The organism is Alphaproteobacteria bacterium (assembly GCA_018662925.1).
Taxonomy (GTDB): Bacteria; Pseudomonadota; Alphaproteobacteria; order 16-39-46; family JABJFC01; genus JABJFC01.
Genome location: JABJFC010000022.1, coordinates 20,851 through 37,307 on the forward strand (window position 1 = coordinate 20,851; position 16,457 = coordinate 37,307).

Annotated in this window: 17 protein-coding genes; 5 read left to right on the forward strand and 12 right to left on the reverse strand. The window is 45.4% G+C overall.

Annotation, left to right across the window (positions count from 1 at the left end; translation table 11 throughout):
• The first annotated feature begins 1 nt into the window (after nt 1).
• On the forward strand, nt 2-907 hold the full coding sequence (locus HOL16_01735) for a 4-deoxy-4-formamido-L-arabinose-phosphoundecaprenol deformylase (protein ID MBT5389414.1): 906 nt from the start codon (nt 2-4) through the stop codon (nt 905-907).
• Between the two features lie 18 nt (nt 908-925).
• Here the strand turns inward: HOL16_01735 and HOL16_01740 are convergent, their stop codons facing one another.
• The 7 genes from HOL16_01740 to rmuC all read right to left on the reverse strand — a co-directional run bounded on the left by HOL16_01740 (nt 926) and on the right by rmuC (nt 7,547).
• Nucleotides 926-1,816, reverse strand: a complete 891-nt coding sequence (locus HOL16_01740; protein MBT5389415.1) for a ribokinase — start codon at nt 1,814-1,816, stop codon at nt 926-928.
• Nucleotides 1,817-1,967: 151 nt separating this feature from the next.
• Nucleotides 1,968-2,351 (reverse strand): type II toxin-antitoxin system VapC family toxin, encoded by a 384-nt coding sequence (locus tag HOL16_01745; protein ID MBT5389416.1) that lies wholly within the window; start codon nt 2,349-2,351, stop codon nt 1,968-1,970.
• Nucleotides 2,344-2,592: an AbrB/MazE/SpoVT family DNA-binding domain-containing protein gene (locus HOL16_01750; protein MBT5389417.1), complete on the reverse strand. Its 249-nt coding sequence runs from the start codon at nt 2,590-2,592 to the stop codon at nt 2,344-2,346. The genes HOL16_01745 and HOL16_01750 overlap by 8 nt, the downstream gene beginning before the upstream one ends.
• Before the next feature lie 641 nt (nt 2,593-3,233).
• A complete protein-coding gene (locus HOL16_01755; protein MBT5389418.1) occupies nt 3,234-5,024 on the reverse strand; it encodes a hypothetical protein in 1,791 nt (596 codons plus the stop codon).
• Nucleotides 5,025-5,190: 166 nt separating this feature from the next.
• Entirely contained in the window at nt 5,191-5,724 is a 534-nt protein-coding gene (locus HOL16_01760; protein ID MBT5389419.1) for an AAA family ATPase, read from the reverse strand.
• 2 nt (nt 5,725-5,726) lie between these two features.
• Nucleotides 5,727-6,239 carry a GNAT family N-acetyltransferase gene (locus HOL16_01765; protein MBT5389420.1) on the reverse strand — a complete coding sequence of 171 codons (513 nt, stop codon included), beginning with the start codon at nt 6,237-6,239 and terminating at the stop codon, nt 5,727-5,729.
• Complete coding sequence (rmuC, locus tag HOL16_01770) at nt 6,240-7,547, reverse strand: DNA recombination protein RmuC (protein ID MBT5389421.1); 1,308 nt, start codon at nt 7,545-7,547, stop codon at nt 6,240-6,242. It lies immediately after the preceding gene.
• 99 nt (nt 7,548-7,646) lie between these two features.
• On the opposite strand from rmuC, the gene HOL16_01775 reads away from it, so the two are divergent.
• Genes HOL16_01775 through HOL16_01785 form a run of 3 tightly spaced genes read left to right on the forward strand, consistent with a single transcriptional unit; the run spans nt 7,647 to nt 11,948 of the window.
• Entirely contained in the window at nt 7,647-8,903 is a 1,257-nt protein-coding gene (locus tag HOL16_01775) for a nucleoside:proton symporter (protein ID MBT5389422.1), read from the forward strand.
• Nucleotides 8,904-8,913: 10 nt separating this feature from the next.
• Nucleotides 8,914-11,100 carry a UvrD-helicase domain-containing protein gene (locus tag HOL16_01780; GenBank protein ID MBT5389423.1) on the forward strand — a complete coding sequence of 729 codons (2,187 nt, stop codon included), beginning with the start codon at nt 8,914-8,916 and terminating at the stop codon, nt 11,098-11,100.
• On the forward strand, nt 11,097-11,948 hold the full coding sequence (locus HOL16_01785; protein MBT5389424.1) for a methyltransferase: 852 nt from the start codon (nt 11,097-11,099) through the stop codon (nt 11,946-11,948). The genes HOL16_01780 and HOL16_01785 overlap by 4 nt, the downstream gene beginning before the upstream one ends.
• Here HOL16_01785 and HOL16_01790 read toward each other — a convergent pair.
• From HOL16_01790 to HOL16_01810, 5 genes are all read right to left on the reverse strand, one after another.
• Entirely contained in the window at nt 11,932-12,552 is a 621-nt protein-coding gene (locus HOL16_01790; GenBank protein MBT5389425.1) for a thymidine kinase, read from the reverse strand. The genes HOL16_01785 and HOL16_01790 overlap by 17 nt on opposite strands.
• A gap of 70 nt (nt 12,553-12,622) precedes the next feature.
• Nucleotides 12,623-13,171 carry a DNA-3-methyladenine glycosylase I gene (locus HOL16_01795; GenBank protein ID MBT5389426.1) on the reverse strand — a complete coding sequence of 183 codons (549 nt, stop codon included), beginning with the start codon at nt 13,169-13,171 and terminating at the stop codon, nt 12,623-12,625.
• 3 nt (nt 13,172-13,174) lie between these two features.
• On the reverse strand, nt 13,175-13,408 hold the full coding sequence (locus HOL16_01800) for a DUF1467 family protein (protein ID MBT5389427.1): 234 nt from the start codon (nt 13,406-13,408) through the stop codon (nt 13,175-13,177).
• 61 nt (nt 13,409-13,469) lie between these two features.
• Complete coding sequence (mce, locus tag HOL16_01805) at nt 13,470-13,883, reverse strand: methylmalonyl-CoA epimerase (protein MBT5389428.1); 414 nt, start codon at nt 13,881-13,883, stop codon at nt 13,470-13,472.
• A 4-nt stretch (nt 13,884-13,887) separates the two neighbouring features.
• The gene (locus HOL16_01810) at nt 13,888-15,576 is read right to left on the reverse strand and encodes a ribonuclease J (protein MBT5389429.1); all 1,689 of its coding nucleotides are present in this window, start codon (nt 15,574-15,576) and stop codon (nt 13,888-13,890) included.
• Nucleotides 15,577-16,085: 509 nt separating this feature from the next.
• On the opposite strand from HOL16_01810, the gene HOL16_01815 reads away from it, so the two are divergent.
• Complete coding sequence (locus tag HOL16_01815; protein MBT5389430.1) at nt 16,086-16,409, forward strand: hypothetical protein; 324 nt, start codon at nt 16,086-16,088, stop codon at nt 16,407-16,409.
• Nucleotides 16,410-16,457: the final 48 nt, after the last annotated feature.

Here is a 16,457-nt window from a genome sequence, read left to right on the forward strand (position 1 = left end):
TATGGCAAAGACAACTCTTGCCATCAAGGTAGACGTCGATACAGACCGTGGAACAAAAAAAGGGGTGCCAAATCTTCTGGCGCTCTTTAGGGAACTTAAAGTTCCGGCCTCTTTTCTGTTTACATTGGGTCCTGATACAACGGGGAAAGCCATCAAGCGCGTTTTTCGGCCAGGATTCTTTAAAAAAGTAAAAAGAACAAGTGTTGTCAGCCATTATGGCATCAAAACACTGATGCATGGAACTTTGTTGCCCTCCCCTCATATTGGCAGGCGACATGACACGTTAATGAGATCGGTTCAAAAGGCTGGCTTTGAAGTGGGGATCCACTGCTACGATCACATTCGCTGGCAAGATGAACTCCATACCATGACAGAGGATGAAGTATCAGAGGAATTTCGCAAGGCAAAGCAGGAATTTCTACGTGTTTTTCGTCGACCGGCCAGAACAGCAGGTGCGGCGGGCTGGCAGGCCAATACCTATAGTCTCCGCGCCTATGACGAGGCCAAGCTTCTATATGCCAGTGATGCTAGAGGCAGCTACCCTTTCTTTCCAAAGATTGATGGCACTCTTTTTAAGACGCTTCAGATTCCAACGACAATGCCCACATTGGACGAAATCCTGGGCCGAGATGAGTACAAAGGTATTGCATTAGAAGAGGCTTTTCTCAAGGCTATTCAGCCAGGGAAGCTAAATGTCTTCACAATTCATGCAGAACTAGAAGGCATGAAGTTCATTCCGTTTCTGAAAAAATTCATTGAACAAGCCCAAGATCAAAAGGTAGAGATCGTTTCTTTGCCTCAAGTGGCCACTGACCTTTTGAAAAACAAAGAGAAGATCCCTGTTTGTGAATTGGAACTTGGGTTTGCCGATGGCCGATCGGGAACCTTGGCCGTTCAAGGGCCGTAAAGGCGCGTTTTCATCACTTTACATCTGGGATTCAATATCTTTTCTCATGGGGATCGCATTCTGAACCCCGATCTTCTGACAAGTCAAAGCTCCGGCCACATTGGCCCAGTTGATAGCATCCGCTAGAGTTTTCCCTTCATCCAGGGCGGCGGCGAGCGCGCCCACGAACGTATCCCCTGCCCCCGTTGTATCAACGGGATTCACTTTCATGGCGTCTACTTGTATGACATTGCCATTATCATAGGCAGTGGTGCCCTCGGCGCCCTTTGTCACAATACACGTTATGCCATAGCTATCACTGATGGACTTTGCAACGCCTTGGTTGGTTGGCGTAAGATTCAGGGATTTGGCAAGCATCTGGGTTTCGATTTCATTAACCACCAAGATGTCCAGGCATTTTAGGATCTCAGGGGGCACCGCTTGTGCAGGGGCAAGGTTCAATATGTTTCGGCATCCACATCCAAAGGCCCGTTGAATAAGTTTCCAGTTTTCCTCTGCAGGAACTTCCATCTGAAATAACAGAATGGTATTAGCAGTGAGCAAATCATTGGGAACAGAAGAGGCCTTAGCATCCAAATTAGCGCCACTGGCAACGGTAATAAGATTTTCGGCATTCTGATCCACTGAAATACTGGCACAGCCTGTGCGCTTTGAAGATGTGGCAATCCCATCTGTGTTCACATTGGCACTTCCTAGGGAGTCAAAAAGCAGCTTGGCAAATCCATCTTTCCCCACAGCTCCAAACATATGGACCTGAGCACCGGATCTTGCAGCGGCTACGGCCTGATTGGCTCCCTTCCCCCCTGGGATCAGGTGATACTCTTTCCCCAGCACTGTCTCACCCGGCCTGGGGAGCGTTGCTACGGGCATAATCATGTCCACGTTAAGAGAGCCAAATACGATAATCATTGTTTGCCTTAGTTATTTGTTGCTGAATTCATAGTTTGCTTTAGTTATTCGTTGTTGTTTTTGTACGATTAAAAAGGGGCAAGTTCAAGATGGAGATATAAACTTCTCAGACTTTTGTACTTCTAAATTGGATTAATGAGATCGGGCATAATCAACGAATAACCCGAATCTCTGCCTTTGTTTTCAATTTCCCCCAGGCCTTGTCAGCCGTGAGAATGGGGGCTTTTTCCATAAGGCCTAGGCCGATACAGGCGCGATCTCCCAACGAAAGTCCAAATTCTTTCGTGTCATTAAAAAGGGTGCCACATAAATAGGCCTGTTTTTCCGTAAAGGGGATGATCTGTACAATAAGTTCCGACAGGATTTCTGTGATGGATTTAAGGGGCATTCCTTTAGACAGAAGGACCTTCACCACTTCCGAAACATTGACCGAGGACATTGTGCTAGAAGATAAATATTTTTCTACGACAGATGATCCTGGCTCGTTATTAATTAAGGCCAAGAGGGTAGAGCTATCATATATCACCCTACTCACCTCTCAGACCCTCTTTTCTGTCGTCCAACAGTTTTTGAACCAAGCTCTCATTGGTCGGATTAAATTTTTTCACCAAATTTCGTGCGCGTAACAGCGACTCCTTTAGGGGGACCATTTTTATTTCACCTTCCTGAAGTTTTAACACAATTTCTTCTCCGATTTCTATCTGTAGCTCTTTACGAAAAAACGCAGGAATAACGATCCGGCCTCCTTCCCCAATTTTTGCTCTATAGGTCTTCATTGTCATTTCCCCATTGTATGACATATGCTATAAACATGACATATTTAGAAATAATGTCAATGGCGTATTTGGAAAAGTCCTACTAAATGATTCATCATTACTTTGCTTCCGTCTTCGCTGCGCTATTGCGGACAGGCCGCTACGATGTGACAGCTGACTACGACGTGATTTTGAACCTTCTCAATCATTTTTTATGGATCCCGCGCTCATAAGGAATTCTAGGGGCGCGCCTACGGCTTGCCCATAATTACTAATGGCCGGGAAGACGGCTTTGGACGTGGATCCCAGACTAGGAAGCGCGCCTACGGCTTGCCCATAATTCCTAATGGCCGGAATGACGGGCTTTGGCTGAATGACGAGCTTTGATCGTGTGTAGCAGACTGCAATGTTGCCCGATTTCTGTCTTCTCGGAGCCTAGCAGAGCACTTCATAGCCATTCGCATTCTCCCGTCTTCCCGGAGCCTAGGAACTCTAGGCGAAACGGCGTCTTAAGCCGGTGAGACCTAGAGTGAGTTGGCATCGCGGGATCCATCTTTCAGAAATCAGAAAACATATTCCAAACCAGGCCTTGTCATATTGCAGCAATGCAAAGTAAGGACTTGTCATCTCACCAGCATTGATATGACTATAGCAGTCGCTTTCTAAACGCCAGCTGATTCTAATCCGATCCCGTCCAGTTTTGCGGAAAACCCAACTTCTTCCAATACCCGTCGGAACGTTTTGCGCCAGTAACTTCCTCTTCTGTCATTACTGTCACGTCCGTGGGGTTCATGAAAGAAACCTACAGCATCTCCAGTTCCGATTGCTGTGTCAGCTTCAAAAACGATGGTTCGTCTTGAGCCACTGGTTCTGCCTCTCATATCAATTCTTGCACCAAGTTTTTTCATAAGACTAAGCGCATCAGAATATTCAAAGGTCGCTGCTTGAAAGAAGTTTCTTACGTCATCCTGATATCTTTCAAAGAAAGTAGACGATCCGCTAGCTTCTTCACCCTTCACACTTACAACTTTTTTGGCTTTAAGTTGAACTTCTAGTGAGGCTTTAAGATCAAATGGTTCCGTGTCAGTTTCTGCATCATCTAAAACGTTTAACTTTTTCTTCACTTCTTTAGAAGATTCCACGAGCACAACGGTTTCTTTTTTAGAAGAGTCTACGAGCACAATGGTTTCTTCTGCAACCACTTCATCTTTTTGTATAGGTTCGCGATTTTTTTCCACTATCTCGACGGCATTTTGGGCTGTTTCAAGCACGAGTGTTCGCATGGAATCATGAAGCATCTGTTGTTCATTCCATTGTTCAATAAAACTTTCGTACTCTTCCAGTTCTTTTAGCTTATCTTTTCTTTCTTTTTTTATTTTCGCAATTTGGAGTTTTTTCTCGTCACTTGAAAGTTTCTCGTCATTATTTGTGTATATTAATAGAGTGTTAACATATTTTTCGCTTAACCTAAGTTTATAAATTTCTTCCTGCGTCTTTTTGTTATTTTTTAGATCGTTATAAGCATCCCAAAAACTACTGATGGCATTACACGTCTTGTGCAGAGGGCCCAAAGTCTCCGAGCTATAGATAAGGTCAACGTTTTGGCAGAAAACAGAACTTGCGTTTATCGAGAATGGGTGAAGAAAATTACATTCATTGTCATTGAAATTTGCATAACAATCTTTTGTAGCCTCATCAATACCGGAAAGTATTCTCTTAATTTTTATTGTAACAAGACCATCTTCGCTTCTACCCATATCAACTTTATCTCTGCAAAGAAGCGTACTGCTTGAATAGATATTTGACAAAATGCCGTCTACTTCTGAAAGATAGCGGCTCTCATTAATTCTGCTGTCTGGTGCTAGCAGCTGTGTCTTTCTATGTGCGTTATTTTTAGAGCTTCTGATATGAAGCTTTAGGCGATCTGTTGCTCGATCGGCCTCGTCTATTAGAGCAATAGTTAAATGAACATTTAGGGAAAATAGCAATTCATCATATTTTTGTTGAAGAATTGGATTATGACGACATTTCAGCGCAAGACTTGTATAAATTGCCATCTTCCTAAGAATCTTAAGATCATCCTTAATACCTACCTCGATAAGGGAGTATTCAGCGCCGGCATTATGTTGAAACAGTTCAGCTATCTCGTCGCTTGCTTGCCGAAAAGCCTCTTTATCTGCGTCACTAAGACTTGCAGACTCTTTATCCGGTTCACTAAGGTTTGCCTCCTCTTTTTGATGACATTCTTGAAGAAACTTCACTGTGCCAAGGAGGTACTCATTATATTCCACCCTCGCTCTTAAAATTGCATCTGCCCGTTTGAGGTGTCCGTCACCTTCTATGGCTGTGGAAAAAAGAGGGTCTTCAGGTTTTGCAGAGGTTTCCTGTACACAAGTGAAGGAACCGATAATTGTAATTATTAAAAAAAATAGTGCAGATACTTCGCTTTTCATCTGACGTTAATACTCCAAAAGTAAATAAAAAGTAACTTTAATTAAATTCAGTATTACGTATATAAACATAAACAGTATAGAAAATACAAGAAAATTATATAATTTTGAGGGGAGCGTTTCAAAATAGAGGGTATTTAGGGTTAAACTATCCGGAGGTCATTACGGATCAGTTGGACAGCAAATCGTGGAGCTCAGAATTGTTTTTGATGACGAAGAACTTATGGTCGTGGGAATACACTTCTACTGCTTTGAATATTCTTTGAGTCTTCGTTTGGTCATAGTTCCAGATCCACTTTAGAAATTTCCAGGTAAGCCTTTCGGGGCAATGTACTGGGATATCTGAGCGTGGGGTTTTCCGGTGGACAATTCTGCGCTTAATGACGCGCCATAGGCATTTATATCGTGGCACATTCAGGAAGATAATAATATCTGCCTCGGGAAACGTAATATCGGCCCTTGAGACATGACTGCCGTCCATGATCCATGTTTTTTGAGATACGAGTTTTTTCAAGTGGATACGCCATTCTGCATCTGTTGGTTCAACCCACCCAGGCTTCCAGTACTCTACATCTAGGTGGGCAACAGGTAATTTAAGAATTTTGTGAAGTTTGCGGGCTGTTGTTGACTTTCCGCTTCCCGCACATCCTAGGACATAAATGCGTTTTGCATTGGATAAACTGGGTATTTCGTGGGGTTTCATTCTTAAAAATCCTTCCACAGGTAGCAAAGTTCTGTATGCACTTTCCTTCCTATTTTTGGATTTAAAGTAACCTCAGAACGAATCCCTCCTTGGGACTCATAAAATTTCTGAGCCTTTGCGTTCTCTTCTAAGGCTAAAGTGTAAAAACTTGAATAATTATGATTTTTAAACCAGTCTTTCCCGGCATCCATTAAGGTTTTCCCGATGTTTTGTCTTTGGTAAGAAACAAGGATATAGATGGCATAAAGCTCACCTGGGGCAAGGTGTTTTAAGTCTCTTGCAGGACCGACATCTATAAAGCCAACAACTTTATCTTGAGCCATAGCCACAAAACATTGTTGGGTCCCTTTTTCGAGAATCTTTTCTCGGAAAGGGCGTAGCTTTGCAAAAGTCATTCGTTTCAGAATTGCAGAGTCTATATAATCTTCGTATGTCGATTGCCAACCAGCTATATGAGCCTTAACAATACCGTCAATATCTTTAGAATTAGCTGGACGAACAGTGATCGCTGTCATTTAGTCACCAGAGGCTTTCTCCAGTTTGGGCTTTGGTTGCTCTGTAACTTCCGGTGCTTCCAAAGTCCGTGGCGTATTTGTCAGCGTTGGAATATCGTCTATAGAGTTAGATTCTGCCGTGGCGCCTAAATCTTTGAATTTCCGGGCGCTGACCAGGACGCGCCGTTCCATGGTGCCAACGGTTTGGTTATAGGATTCGACGGCGCCGCCGAGACTGCGACCCAGACGACCCATATGATTTCCCATATCGGAAAGGCGCTTATAAAGTTCTTTGCCCAGTTCGCTTATTTCCCGGGCATTGTCTTCAAGGCGTTCTTGGCGCCAGCCATAAGAGGCCGCGCGCAAAAGACTTATCAATGTTGTGGGCGTCGCAATAATTACCCGTTGCTCTACGCCTACCTCAATAAGGGTAGGGTCCTGTTCCAGAGCTGCACTGAAGAAGGGTTCACCGGGCAGAAAGAGCACCACAAACTCAGGACTTTCCTCAAACTGATCCCAATAGGCTCGCGAACTGAGGGCGGTAATGTGCGTTCGAATTTGACGCACATGATTTTTCATGGCCTGAAGACGTACTCCATCATCATCGGCTTCAATGGCCTCAAGGTACGCTGATAGAGGAGCCTTTGCATCGATGATTATCTTTTTGCCGCCGGGCATATTGACTACCATATCGGGGCGGAGGCGTTTGTCCTCATCATGTACTGTAACCTGTTCCACAAAGTCACAATGGGCTTGCATGCCAGCCATTTCAACGACTCGACGTAGCTGCATCTCTCCCCAGCGGCCTCGGACATGAGGCGTACGGAGGGCCTTTACGAGATTAGAAGTCTCAGAACGTAATTCTTTTTGGCTTAACAGAAGATCATGTACCTGTTGCTTAAGGCCTGCGTAGGCCCCTACTCGAGCTTTTTCCAGATCTTGAATCTTGGTATCCACATTCTTGAGGCTTTCTTTCATGGGCGTCATCATTTCGCTGATGGAGTTTTGACGTAGCTTCAAATCTGATTGGGCTTGGGTTTGAAATTTTTCCAGGGTGGTTTTCGCCAAATCCATAAAAGATTGATTGTTTTTTTGTAGCGCGTCAGCTGAAAGGGCCCGGAAAGTGTCGCTTAGATGCTTTTGGTTTTCTTGAAATTGAGTTGTTTTTGCTTCTGCTTCAAATTTTGAGCGAGACTCTTCGAGCAATTTTTCCCTCAGTTCCGCTGTCTGTTTAGAAAAATACCGCTGTTGCCAAAAATAGGCCCCAGCCAATAAAAGTATCGTTATAATTCCGATAGTTAGAAGAATATTCCCCAAAAATAGGTCCATGTTGCATAGTATCCCTTTTAAAGATGCACTTTATCGTCTATTAACATAGGCAACGAGGACAGGATAGTCCTCTCTCGCAATAGATAAAACGAGGTCTTAATGGTTTTTCTTCAAGCGTGTCTCGGAATCACGACCATATTTACATTTTGCTGGCTTATCAGTGAAAAAAGAAAGCAAGTTGATATAAAAGCTGCTCTCATCGGATTGGCGGTGCAAGTTTTGGTTGCAGTAATCATTTCTGAGGTGGGCTTTATAAGAGCAGCATTTTTTTGGCTAGGCGATCTAGTTTTGGTTTTAAAAGAGGCGACACTCCAAGGAACCAGCTTCGTGTTTGGCTATATTGGCGGGGGGGAACATCCCTTTAATTTGAGAGAAGACGGTGCCAACACCTTTAGCCTTACTTTTCAGGCACTTCCCATGGTCTTTGTTGTCAGTGCTCTCTCCATGCTTTTGTTCTATTGGGGGATTTTGCCGGCTGTCGTGAGAGGGCTCTCGTGGGCTCTTCGAAGGACTCTCAATATCGGGGGCGCGTTGGGCGTTTGTGCTGCCGCAAAAGTATTCCTAGGACAAATGGAAGCGCCGCTTCTTATCCGCCCCTACATGAAAAGTCTTTCCAGGAGTGAGCTTTTTACGGTCATGACCCTTGGCATGGCAACCACATCTGGAACCGTTATGGCTCTCTATGCGACCATCCTAGAAACCGTCATTCCAAATGTGCTGGCTCATATTATCACGGCTTCAATCATCAGTATTCCAGCGGCCATTACGATTTCTAGGATTTTGGTTCCCCAAGTAGGCGAGCCAACCTCAGGAAAGCTGGTCATGCCTTATGAATTCAATAATTCCATGGATGCCCTGTCCAAAGGAACGGTAGATGGTATTCGCCTCTTCATTAACATTGTGGCTATGTTAATTGTCTTTGTGGCATTGGTAGCTTTGGTAAACAAAGTATTGGGATGTTTGCCTCAAGTCTATGGTGAAGATATAAACCTACAAAGAATTCTAGGAACTGTCTTAGCCCCTATTACTTGGCTTATGGGGATTCCGTGGGAAGAAGCCAAAGTGGCCGCCAGTCTTTTGGGCACCAAAACAATTTTGAATGAAATATACGCATTCGTAGAGCTTTCTCGACTTCCCGAAGGAGCTATTACCTCTCATACGCGTCTTATCATGCTGTATGCCCTTTGCGGTTTTGCCAACTTGTCCAGTTTAGGGATACAGATTGGGGGCTTGGGGGTCATAGCACCTGAAAGACGGAACGATGTCATTTCTCTGGGATTTAAGGCAATCTTGGCAGGTTCCTTGTCCACCATACTCAGTGGAACAATTATCGGGCTTCTTGCCGTATTTCATTAAAAGGATTGCCATGGCCGTGCCGCAAGAAGTTGAAGGAACTCCTTATATCCAAGACCTAAATGATGCACAGAAGCTGGCGGTGGAAACCACCGAGGGGCCTCTGTTGGTTTTAGCGGGCGCTGGAACTGGCAAAACCCGCGTTCTCACCACACGGCTTTCCCATATTCTTTTTCTTCAAAAAGCCTGGGCTTCTCAAGTTCTCGCCGTTACCTTCACCAACAAAGCCGCCCACGAGATGCGGGAACGTATTAGCCGAATTCTGGGGCGTGGTGTAGAAGGCTTGTGGCTTGGCACCTTTCATTCCATTTGTACGCGCATACTAAGGCGCCATGCCGAGCTTTTAGGGTTACATCCTTCTTTTACCATCCTGGATACGGATGATCAGTTACGGCTGATAAAACAGATTCTTCAAGCCTCAAATATTGATGATAAGAAAACGCCAGCCCGAGGGTACCTGGGGGCCATTAGCCGTTGGAAAGATAAAGGCCTGCGCCCCAATCAAGTTTCAACACCAGAGCTGGGCCATAATTCTCTTCCGCGTGTTCTTGAAATCTATGTCCAATACCAAGAGCGTTTAAAAACTCTGAATGCCGTAGATTTTGGAGACTTGCTTCTCCACTGTATAACGCTTTTTCTCGAAAATCCTGACATCTTGGAAACCTATCAAGATCAATTCCAATATATACTGGTGGATGAGTATCAAGATACGAACGTTGCCCAATATCTTTGGCTAAGACTTTTGGCTAAAAAAACACACAATATTTGCTGCGTCGGAGACGACGATCAATCAATATATGGTTGGCGTGGAGCAGAAGTAGGCAACATATTGAAATTTGAGAAGGATTTTCCAGGGGCAAAGATTGTTCGACTTGAACAAAATTATAGGTCAACTACACAGATTTTAGGGGCGGCCTCGGGACTCATTTCTCAGAATAAGGGGCGCTTGGGGAAAACCCTTTGGACAGATGTAAAAGAAGGTGAGCCAGTTCTTATTAAATGCTTGTGGGATGGACAAGAAGAAGCCCGGTGGGTGGGTGAAGAAATTGAGGCCATGCATGTAAAGAAGCATGCGCTTTCTGAAATGGCTATCTTAGTGCGTGCAGGATTCCAGACCCGTGAGTTTGAAGAGCGGTTTTTGACGTTGGGTGTCCCTTATAGGGTTGTGGGAGGCCTCCGCTTTTATGAGCGCATGGAAATTAGAGATGCCCTCGCCTATTTGCGGATCGTGACCCATCGCCAGGATAGCCTTGCCTTAGAGCGTATTATTAACACTCCAAAACGTGGCATTGGCCCTACGACGGTCAAGTCTCTCCATGAGGTTGCCCGGGATATGGGTATAAGCTTGTCAGAAGCCGCTCATCATGCTTGCAGAACCGGCCTAGTCAAGGGAAAAACCGGCGAAACTTTATCCCGATTGCTGCAGGATATAGATCGTTGGCGGAGTCTTTTGGACTCACAGGAACATACAGAGGTTGCGAAGATCATCCTCGATGAGTCTGGCTATACCAATATGTGGAAAACCGATAAGTCCCCTGATGCACCTGGACGCTTGGAAAACCTTAAAGAACTTATCGCAGCCTTGGGCGAGTTTGAGAATTTGCCAGGGTTTCTCGAGCACATCAGTCTGGTTATGGACAGTGTTACGAGCACACAAGATGACATGGTGACCATTATGACGGTCCACAGTGCCAAAGGTCTTGAATTTGAGACAGTCTTCCTGGCAGGCTGGGAAGAAGGGATCTTTCCCCATCAAAAGGCCATGAATGAATCAGGCATAGCTGGACTTGAAGAAGAGCGCCGTCTGGCCTATGTGGGCCTAACCAGGGCAAAAAAACGGGCCATTATAACCTGTGCGTCCCGGCGTCGCATGTATAATCAATGGCAAACCAGCCTCCCCTCCCGCTTTCTGAAAGAAATTCCAGAAGAATTTTCCTTGATGGAAAATGTTCAAACCCAGTACTCGCCTATGTCAGAGAGCTGGGGATCGACAACAGAGGACTATGTTCCAAAACCGAAGTTTAAGAGTGTAAGTCGTAAACTTTCAGCCCCAGCAGCGGACAGTCGGGTGGGTGAACGTGTTTTCCATCAAAAGTTTGGCTATGGGAAAATTATGCGTGTTGAAGGTGAATATGTCTCCGTTAACTTTGAAGCTGCGGGGATCAAGAAAGTTGTTTCCCAGTTTCTGGAAAAAACATGAGTCTTTTACAGCTGACTTTTGAACTTCTAGCCGAAAATCACAACCATATTGAACAAGTCCTCGAACCCCATATTATATCAATATCTAGTTTCGAAATTCCAGAGACCCTCAACATATGGTCTCTAGATGCCTTTTTTCAGGAACCTTCCAAGGGCCAGATTTTAGAAATTTTGGAGGCTGAATCCATTTCAGACTTCACCGTAAAAGTTGTACCGGATGTTAATTGGCTCCAGGAATCCTATAAAAGCTTTCCGCCCCTGACCATTGGAGATTATTTCATCTATGGATCCCACTATGAAGGGGATCTACCAAATGACAAACTTGCAATTATCTTGAATGCAGCCACTGCTTTTGGATCGGGAGAGCATCCAACAACAGCGGGTTGCCTCCAGTTTTTAAGTAATCTGAAAGACGAGATAAAAGTCGAAAGGCCTTTAGATATGGGTTGTGGCTCGGGAATTTTAGCCATAGCTATAGCGAAAGCTTGGAGCTCTAAGGTAATTGCGTGTGATATAGATCCCGAATCCGTCCGCATGACAGAGCAAAATGCCGTCGAGAATGATGTGGAAAATCTGATCCAGACTTTTGAAAGCAACGGCTATGACAATCCCCTTCTCCGAGAGGAGGCACCCTTTGACTTGATTGTTTCAAATATTTTGGCAAAGCCGCTCATAGAAATGGCTTCGGGGCTTTCAGCCAGTTTGGCACCAAACGGATTAGCCATATTGTCTGGCTTGTTAGAATCTCAGATGAAAGGTGTCACGGCTGCCCATGAGGCAGAGGGAGTAATGTTGGTTGAATCCATCTTCAAAGAGGGTTGGGCGACTCTTCTTATGAAACAGACTTAAGGGGTGGTTTACTGTGCTTGAGCATGGGGCCTGAATCCCCTTCCTTAAAATGTTTGCGACATGTGGCCACATAGAGTTCATTCCCCCCTACTTCCACTTGGGCGCCTTCTTGAACCTTTTTACCAGATTCACTGACACGCATGTTCATGGTGGCTTTGCGTCCACAATGACAGATGGTTTTGATTTCTGTAATATCTTCTGCAAGGGCCAATAAGTAATGGCTTCCCTCAAAAGTCTCGCCTTTAAAGTCGGTTCGGAGTCCATAAGTGAGAATAGGCATGCCAAAAGTATCTACGATATCTGTTAACTGATGGACTTGATCTTTGCTAAGGAACTGGGCCTCGTCTACAAGAACACACTTAATGGATCGTGTTTGGCACTGTTCAGATACGTAGTCAAAGAAATCAAAATCTTTACCAAAGGGGACCGCTTTTGAATCCAGACCAATCCTAGATGTAATGGTGCCGACTTCATATCGATCATCTAATATAGGGATAAACATAATTGTTTCCATGCCGCGTTCATTATAGTTATAGCTAGATTGAAGGAGAACTGTGGTTTTTCCTGCGTTCATTGCCGAATAATAAAAGTGTAATTTTGCCATGGATTGCCCTAATGCGTTAATGCTGTATGCAGACTTTCATACCCTATTGAAGCAGAGGCGTAAACGATTTTTATGCTGTTTTGGATGCCCTTTTCCATGGTGGCATTAGGACGATAATTTCTTTGTAAACGGGGCAGTTAGAGGCATGGGCCCCAGGAAGATAGCCTAAACTCATCAAGAATTCTCCCACAATTTCGGGGCCGGTAAAGAAAAATGTCTTTTTAAAAAGCTTCACCCATTCGTCTTTTGAGAGGGGATGATTGGTCAAAAGCCAATTAGAAAAAGAACCATGAGTCTTCGCCAAATCCAGGATCGTTCGGGCGTTCTTGATGGTTGCTTCAATTTTGAGGCGATTCCGGATAATGCCAGCATCCTGCATAAGCCTATCCATGTCCCCTCCTCCAAATTTAGCCACGACCCCGGGATCAAAGCCCTGAAAGGCCTCAAAGAAATTCTGACGTTTTTTAAGAATGGTGCTCCAGGAAAGGCCTGCTTGGAAGATTTCTAGACAAAGGCGCTCAAATAGAACCGAATCGTCAGTGATGGGGAATCCGTACTCCTTATCGTGATAAGGGCCATGAAGTGGATCGTTCTGGGCAATTTGGCAATAGGAAGACATGTATCAGTTCCGGAATGAGATGATATCAGATTCAATGATGAAGTAGACACAGAACCAAGCGACGGCTGAGACAAGCGTGGTGATCAATAGCTTCAACTTAAGTTGCGGCTTTTTGGGAGCACTGTCAGCAAACCCAGGTGTGGGCTTTTCTTCAACTTGAATGCCCCAGGGGAGCACCATGAAAAAGGTAAGCCACCAAAGCATTTGATAGACGACGATGCCAGTTACGATATTCACAAAATTATCTCCAAATGAAATCTGTGCCCAGCATACATAAGCTAGATGAAAATGTTAGGGGTTATTTGGGAGTCTTTTCCTCTAACTCGACCAAAACACCGCAAAAGTCTTTCGGATGAAGAAAGAGAACGGGGTTGCCCTGGGCGCCAATCTTAGATTCCCCGTCACCCAGTACTTCCTTGCCGGTTTCCTGAAGAGAGGCTACCGTTTTTGCAAGATCTGGTTCTACAAAGCAAATGTGATGCAAGCCTCCTTGAGGATGGCGTTGGAGAAAGTTACTGAGGGGCGATGTGTCTCCTAGTGGTTCCAAGAATTCGATTTTGGTATTCTCATATTCCAGAAAGGCCACGCGGACGCCATGATCGGGCAGCTCTTTTGGCTCAGAGGCCGTGCCTTGAAAGCTTTCTTGGTATATTCGGAGGGCTTCTTTGAGATCGGGCACTGCGATGGCGATATGGTCAATGCGTCTGGACATGGGCTTAGTTTATGCGCACAACGTGGACTTCGGTGAGGGGCTTTTTGCCCAGGCGTTGGTTGACGGCCCGTCGTAAGGCAACGCGCGTGGCTTCTTCTATGGCTGAGTCCCTTTCCCTTTTATGGGGCGGCAGTTCGTCTAAGCTTCTAGAAATTTCTCGTACAATGTCTGTATAGAGGCGTTTAGCCCTTTCTTCTGTCTCCGTTTCACTGATAACACCATGGAGGGTGATCTGGGGATCTTCAGCTAGTTCTTCTTGGCGGTCGAACACAAGGGTGACAACGGCGGTGCCGTGGACCGACATACGCTTTCGTTCTCGGAGGACCAGGCTATTGGATGACACCAGAACGCTGCCATCTAAGGCCAGTTGTCCAGCTGTCACTTGATCAATGATTTTGGTTTCACCAGGGGCTAGTTTCACCACGGATCCATTGCAGGGAACGATGGCATTTTTGATGCCGCATTCTTCCGCAAAACGGGCATGCTCTCGCAAGTGGCGGGGTTCTCCATGGACTGGGATGGCAACCTTTGGTTTGATCCATTCGTACATTTCGCGCAATTCATCTCGAGCCGGATGACCGGAGACGTGGATTTTCGTTTTGCCCAGCAGCTTATTTTGAACCACAATTTCAGCCCCCAAACGAACCAGCGTGTTCATAAGGGCAGAGATGCGTTTTTCGTTGCCAGGGATGATGCGAGAGGAAAATATAACCACATCGCCATGTTCAATATGAAACGATCGGTGTTGCTGATGGGCTATGCGATTTAAAGCGGCCCGGGACTCTCCTTGGCTGCCTGTTGAAATAAGAACCAGCTTATCTCTTGGCACGCTTTGTGCTTCTTGGTGAGAGATAAAGGGGGCAACATTTTTCAGATAGCCCAAAGAGCGTGCGGCATAGTTCATTCTGTCAAGGGAGCGTCCCACGAGCGTCACCTTACGGCCCAGTTTTTGGGCTGCTGTGGCAATGCTTTCTAGGCGGGCCACGTTAGAGGCAAAGGACGCAACCACAATCATAGAGTCTTTGTAGCGTCCCATGACGTCTATGAGTCCTTCTTGCACTTCGCCCTCTGAGCCCGAATTATCTGGCTCAAATACATTGGTTGAATCACAGACCATGGCCAAGACGCCCTCTTTGCCAAGTTTGCGTAGGGCTTTTTCATCGGGCTGTGAGCCGATGATAGGATCTGGATCAAGTTTCCAATCACCCGTATGAAGCACGGTTCCCAGTGGGGTTTTGATGGCAACGCCATTGGGCTCTGGAATAGAGTGAGTCAAAGTAATTAGATTGATATTAAAGGGCCCGATATCGACAGTTCCGGATAAGGGTATTTCGATAATTTTTGCCTTTTTCAAGAGGCCAACATCATCAAGTTTTCTGCGGACAAGATCCACCGTGAATGGCGTTGCATAGATGGGACACTGGAGATACTTCCACAAATAAGGAACGGCGCCAATGTGATCTTCGTGGGCATGGGTTAATAACAGCCCGGCCAGATCATCTTTTCGATCGATGATAAACTCTGGATCTGGCGTAAAGACTTCGACGCCCAGGGCTTCTCCAAAGGTAACGCCCAAATCGACCATCAGCCATTTGCCGTCATAACCGTACAGATTAAGGTTCATGCCAATTTCATTGCAACCACCGAGGGGCACAAACAAAAAGTCTTTTGGAGAGGGATTAAATTCAGTCATATATGTTTCAGTTTTATTCTTCTTTTAATGTTTACCACGTACCGTTGCTACACTGTCTTTTTTTTGCGGAAATATCAATTGGAATCGTACGAAGAGAGATGACAGAGCAGACGGAGGGCAGAAAGGGAGATGATGGAAAGGAAGAATGTCAGAGGGCAGAAAGGAAGATGTCAGACAGGGAGATGTTGGAAGCCTCTCCACTCCCGTCTTCCCGGAGCCTAGGAACTCTAAATGAGCCGGCGTCTTAAGCCGGTGAGTCGTAGAGTGAGTTGGCATCGCGGGATCCATAGCGCAGGAATCAGGAAACAGGGATCGGAGTTCAGATATAATCGTTGCGACATGGCACTTATCTGTTCTCTGAAGTCTGTCCTCTGTTCTCTGTTTTTATGGATCCCGCGCTCATAAGGAATTCTAGGGGCGCGCCTGCGGCTTGCCAAGAATTCCTAATGGCCGGGAAGACGATGCTTGGGCTGGGATAGGGCGCACCTACGGCTTGCCAATGATTCCTAATGGCCGGGAAGACGGCATTAGAGCATTGGATAGATGCTTGCCAAGAATTCCTAATGCATGGAATGACACGACGAAGGTGGTTTTTCCGTAGTACTACTTGTGGAAAGACATCTCACGTCGTCGTAGCGGCTTCTCCGGTCGTAGCGAAGCGTAGACGGAATCGAAATCAGATAAGTTGGCAAGCTCTATTGTACTTAAACATTAAGGATAAGACTCGTTTATTAATTTCAACAGATGACCCTAGATCCGAGATAGAGAAACAAAAAAGCTCTGAGTACGAGGAAATAGCTGGAAAAGGAGAGAAAAAGGGTTACACTCTTTAGGTGAAAACGTAACCCCTTCTTAAGAAATATTATTATGAAGCTAGCATC

What these genes read in the sequence shown, in the direction of transcription:
- HOL16_01735 (MBT5389414.1), top strand. Translation starts at nt 2, where the DNA reads ATGGCAAAGACAACTCTTGCCATCAAGGTAGACGTCGATACAGACCGT.
- HOL16_01740 (MBT5389415.1), bottom strand. Translation starts at nt 1,816, where the DNA reads ATGATTATCGTATTTGGCTCTCTTAACGTGGACATGATTATGCCCGTA.
- HOL16_01750 (MBT5389417.1), bottom strand. Translation starts at nt 2,592, where the DNA reads ATGAAGACCTATAGAGCAAAAATTGGGGAAGGAGGCCGGATCGTTATT.
- HOL16_01755 (MBT5389418.1), bottom strand. Translation starts at nt 5,024, where the DNA reads ATGAAAAGCGAAGTATCTGCACTATTTTTTTTAATAATTACAATTATC.
- HOL16_01760 (MBT5389419.1), bottom strand. Translation starts at nt 5,724, where the DNA reads ATGAAACCCCACGAAATACCCAGTTTATCCAATGCAAAACGCATTTAT.
- HOL16_01765 (MBT5389420.1), bottom strand. Translation starts at nt 6,239, where the DNA reads ATGACAGCGATCACTGTTCGTCCAGCTAATTCTAAAGATATTGACGGT.
- rmuC (MBT5389421.1), bottom strand. Translation starts at nt 7,547, where the DNA reads ATGGACCTATTTTTGGGGAATATTCTTCTAACTATCGGAATTATAACG.
- HOL16_01775 (MBT5389422.1), top strand. Translation starts at nt 7,647, where the DNA reads ATGGTTTTTCTTCAAGCGTGTCTCGGAATCACGACCATATTTACATTT.
- HOL16_01780 (MBT5389423.1), top strand. Translation starts at nt 8,914, where the DNA reads ATGGCCGTGCCGCAAGAAGTTGAAGGAACTCCTTATATCCAAGACCTA.
- HOL16_01785 (MBT5389424.1), top strand. Translation starts at nt 11,097, where the DNA reads ATGAGTCTTTTACAGCTGACTTTTGAACTTCTAGCCGAAAATCACAAC.
- HOL16_01790 (MBT5389425.1), bottom strand. Translation starts at nt 12,552, where the DNA reads ATGGCAAAATTACACTTTTATTATTCGGCAATGAACGCAGGAAAAACC.
- HOL16_01795 (MBT5389426.1), bottom strand. Translation starts at nt 13,171, where the DNA reads ATGTCTTCCTATTGCCAAATTGCCCAGAACGATCCACTTCATGGCCCT.
- mce (MBT5389428.1), bottom strand. Translation starts at nt 13,883, where the DNA reads ATGTCCAGACGCATTGACCATATCGCCATCGCAGTGCCCGATCTCAAA.
- HOL16_01810 (MBT5389429.1), bottom strand. Translation starts at nt 15,576, where the DNA reads ATGACTGAATTTAATCCCTCTCCAAAAGACTTTTTGTTTGTGCCCCTC.
- HOL16_01815 (MBT5389430.1), top strand. Translation starts at nt 16,086, where the DNA reads ATGGCCGGGAAGACGGCATTAGAGCATTGGATAGATGCTTGCCAAGAA.